This window comes from Agrobacterium sp. 22-210-1 (assembly GCF_053522525.1).
Map to the genome: position 1 here is coordinate 2,501 of NZ_JBNWCI010000006.1, position 3,975 is coordinate 6,475.

Genomic DNA, 3,975 nt, shown 5'->3' on the forward strand with positions numbered 1-3,975 from the left:
TGCCTGTTCTGAATACATTGTGAAGAGAAGATATGTCTGGAAGCGTCCAGGTGTTTTGAACCCATTGGGTTTGAGACGTCCGAGACCAGTCCCTGAGAAACCTTGAGATGGCTTAGTCGGCCGGAATTGGTGGAGGGGTTGGAGGTAGGAAGGATTGCTTGTCCGAGGCATGTTTGTTGTTTGAAGGTTTAGGCCTTCATCTGATGGACATGCTGGATTGATGTTGCCTGACCGCGCATCACCGGATGATATCTCGAGAAGCTGGTCTTAATGGTATGGCTTCGAGGTGCACCGGCGTGCCCTCAAGGAAGACCGTACCGACACGTCGATGTCATCAGGAAATGACTTGATTGTAAAAGGTAATCAGGTTGCCGTTCTTAATTGAACGGCTATGGATGAGCATAGACAATGAGAACGAAGAAGTGAATTAAGGGCATTTGGTGGATGCCTTGGCATGCACAGGCGAAGAAGGACGTGATACGCTGCGAAAAGCCGTGGGGAGCTGCGAATAAGCTTTGATCCATGGATCTCCGAATGGGGCAACCCACCTTAAATGCTTGGGAAATCTGTTTTGTTGGTTAGTTGGTCTGTTTGGGTTTCCCATACAGGGCGCTAGCCCGTCGGTGCTTTTGCACCGCGCCGTCCGCAGGCCTTTGGCCGTGAGGACAGAACTGAACAGGTTTCCAAGCATTGTGATAAGGTATCTTACTTTCGAATACATAGGGGTAAGAAGCGAACGCAGGGAACTGAAACATCTAAGTACCTGCAGGAAAGGACATCAACCGAGACTCCGCAAGTAGTGGCGAGCGAACGCGGACCAGGCCAGTGGCAATGATGAATAAAGCGGAACGATCTGGAAAGGTCGGCCATAGAGGGTGATAGCCCCTTACGCGTAGAACAGTCATTGTCCTTGAGTAGGGCGGGACACGTGAAATCCTGTCTGAACATGGGGAGACCACTCTCCAAGCCTAAGTACTCGTGCATGACCGATAGCGAACAAGTACCGTGAGGGAAAGGTGAAAAGCACCCCGACGAGGGGAGTGAAATAGAACCTGAAACCGGATGCCTACAAACAGTCGGAGCCCGCAAGGGTGACGGCGTACCTTTTGTATAATGGGTCAACGACTTAGTGTAACTAGCAAGCTTAAGCCGGTAGGTGTAGGCGCAGCGAAAGCGAGTCTGAATAGGGCGATTGAGTTAGTTGCATTAGACCCGAAACCGAGTGATCTAGCCATGAGCAGGCTGAAGGTTGGGTAACACCAACTGGAGGGCCGAACCCGTATCTGTTGCAATAGATTGGGATGACTTGTGGCTAGGGGTGAAAGGCCAATCAAACTCGGAAATAGCTGGTTCTCCGCGAAATCTATTTAGGTAGAGCGTCGACCGAATACCCTCGGGGGTAGAGCACTGGATGGGCTATGGGGACTCACCGTCTTACTGATCCTAACCAAACTCCGAATACCGAGGAGTACTAGTCGGCAGACACACGGCGGGTGCTAACGTCCGTCGTGAAAAGGGCAACAACCCTGACCTCCAGCTAAGGTCCCCAAGTCATGGCTAAGTGGGAAAGGATGTGAGGATCCCAAAACAACCAGGATGTTGGCTTAGAAGCAGCCATCATTTAAAGAAAGCGTAACAGCTCACTGGTCTAAATAAGGGTCTTTGCGCCGAAAATGTAACGGGGCTAAAGCCATGCACCGAAGCTGAGGATATGCCGTAAGGCATGTGGTAGCGGAGCGTTCCGTAAGTCTGTGAAGGCGGACCCGTGAGGGCTGCTGGAGATATCGGAAGTGCGAATGTTGACATGAGTAACGATAAAGGGAGTGAGAGACTCCCTCGCCGAAAGACCAAGGGTTCCTGCTTAAAGTTAATCTGAGCAGGGTTAGCCGGCCCCTAAGACGAGGCGGACACGCGTAGTCGATGGGAACCACGTTAATATTCGTGGGCCTGGTGGTAGTGACGGATCTCGTGTGTTGTACATTCTTATTGGATTGAATGTGCGGCGAAGAGGTTCCAGGAAATAGCTCCACCGTATAGACCGTACCCGAAACCGACACAGGTGGTCAGGTAGAGTATACCAAGGCGCTTGAGAGAACTATGTTGAAGGAACTCGGCAAATTGCACGCGTAACTTCGGAAGAAGCGTGACCCCATTTTAGGCAACTATGATGGGGTGGCACAGACCAGGGGGTAGCGACTGTTTATCAAAAACACAGGGCTCTGCGAAGTAGCAATACGACGTATAGGGTCTGACGCCTGCCCGGTGCTGGAAGGTTAAAGGGAGGGGTGCAAGCTCTGAACTGAAGCCCCAGTAAACGGCGGCCGTAACTATAACGGTCCTAAGGTAGCGAAATTCCTTGTCGGGTAAGTTCCGACCTGCACGAATGGCGTAACGACTTCCCCGCTGTCTCCAACATAGACTCAGTGAAATTGAATTCCCCGTGAAGATGCGGGGTTCCTGCGGTCAGACGGAAAGACCCCGTGCACCTTTACTATAGCTTTACACTGGCATTCGCCAAGGCATGTGTAGGATAGGTGGTAGGCTTTGAAGCAGGGACGCCAGTTCTTGTGGAGCCATCCTTGAAATACCACCCTTATCTTCGTGGATGTCTAACCGCGGTCCGTTATCCGGATCCGGGACAGTGTATGGTGGGTAGTTTGACTGGGGCGGTCGCCTCCGAAAGAGTAACGGAGGCGCGCGATGGTGGGCTCAGACCGGTCGGAAATCGGTCGTCGAGTGCAATGGCATAAGCCCGCCTGACTGCGAGACTGACAAGTCGAGCAGAGACGAAAGTCGGTCATAGTGATCCGGTGGTCCCGTGTGGAAGGGCCATCGCTCAACGGATAAAAGGTACGCCGGGGATAACAGGCTGATGACCCCCAAGAGTCCATATCGACGGGGTTGTTTGGCACCTCGATGTCGACTCATCGCATCCTGGGGCTGGAGCAGGTCCCAAGGGTATGGCTGTTCGCCATTTAAAGCGGTACGTGAGTTGGGTTCAGAACGTCGTGAGACAGTTCGGTCCCTATCTGCCGTGGGTGTAGGAATATTGACAGGATCTGTCCCTAGTACGAGAGGACCGGGATGGACGTATCTCTGGTGGATCTGTTGTCCTGCCAAGGGCATAGCAGAGTAGCTATATACGGAATGGATAACCGCTGAAGGCATCTAAGCGGGAAACCAACCTGAAAACGAGTGTTCCCTATCAGAGCCGTGGAAGACGACCACGTTGATAGGACGGGTGTGGAAGCATGGCAACATGTGAAGCTTACCGTTACTAATAGCTCGATCGACTTCTTCGTTCCCATTGTTCATGTTCATCAAACAAAGTTCGATGACATCATTCTTCTGTCCTGACGCCCGAAGGGCTCCGGACGGGCCGCGCCAAAAGGCGCGACGGACTAGCGTCCTGTATGGCTGCCACGCTCGATCTCGAGCAAGGCAGGCAAACGGACCAGTCACGGAAAGACGTGTAATTAAGATAAAAAGTGGCAATGCCACCCAGCTTCTCGAAACAACACTCATGTGAAAACATGATCAATGTTGCGTTTTGCCGACCTGGTGGTTATCGCGGGGCGGCTGCACCCGTTCCCATTCCGAACACGGCCGTGAAACGCCCCAGCGCCAATGGTACTCCGTCTCAAGACGCGGGAGAGTAGGTCGCTGCCAGGTCTGCAAAACGCAACATCAAATCTTCTCAAATCAAACTTCGGCCCAGCCGATACAAGAGGGCCGCTAATAGCGGCCTTTTGTCGTTCCGGGATACAAAACATAAGGAACACGCCCAGTGCGTCCCTTACAGGAGACAAATCGCCTTCGGCAATTTGCTCCGGCAGTAGGCATCACAGCTTCCCTGTGATGCAGTCGCGATAAATCCCATAGGGATTTACGCTGGTAACGCGGGGTGGAGCAGCCCGGTAGCTCGTCAGGCTCATAACCTGAAGGCCGCAGGTTCAAATCCTGCCCCCGCAACCA

At 52.8% G+C, this 3,975-nt stretch carries 1 tRNA gene and 2 rRNA genes; all 3 read left to right on the plus strand.

What is annotated here, in order from left to right:
• The first annotated feature begins 416 nt into the window (after nucleotides 1-416).
• The 3 genes from ACQZ5F_RS25180 to ACQZ5F_RS25190 all read left to right on the plus strand — a co-directional run bounded on the left by ACQZ5F_RS25180 (nucleotide 417) and on the right by ACQZ5F_RS25190 (nucleotide 3,975).
• Nucleotides 417-3,302 (plus strand): 23S ribosomal RNA (locus tag ACQZ5F_RS25180).
• Between the two features lie 255 nt (nucleotides 3,303-3,557).
• Nucleotides 3,558-3,672 (plus strand): 5S ribosomal RNA (gene rrf, locus ACQZ5F_RS25185).
• 226 nt (nucleotides 3,673-3,898) lie between these two features.
• Nucleotides 3,899-3,975: transfer RNA gene (locus ACQZ5F_RS25190), tRNA-Met, on the plus strand.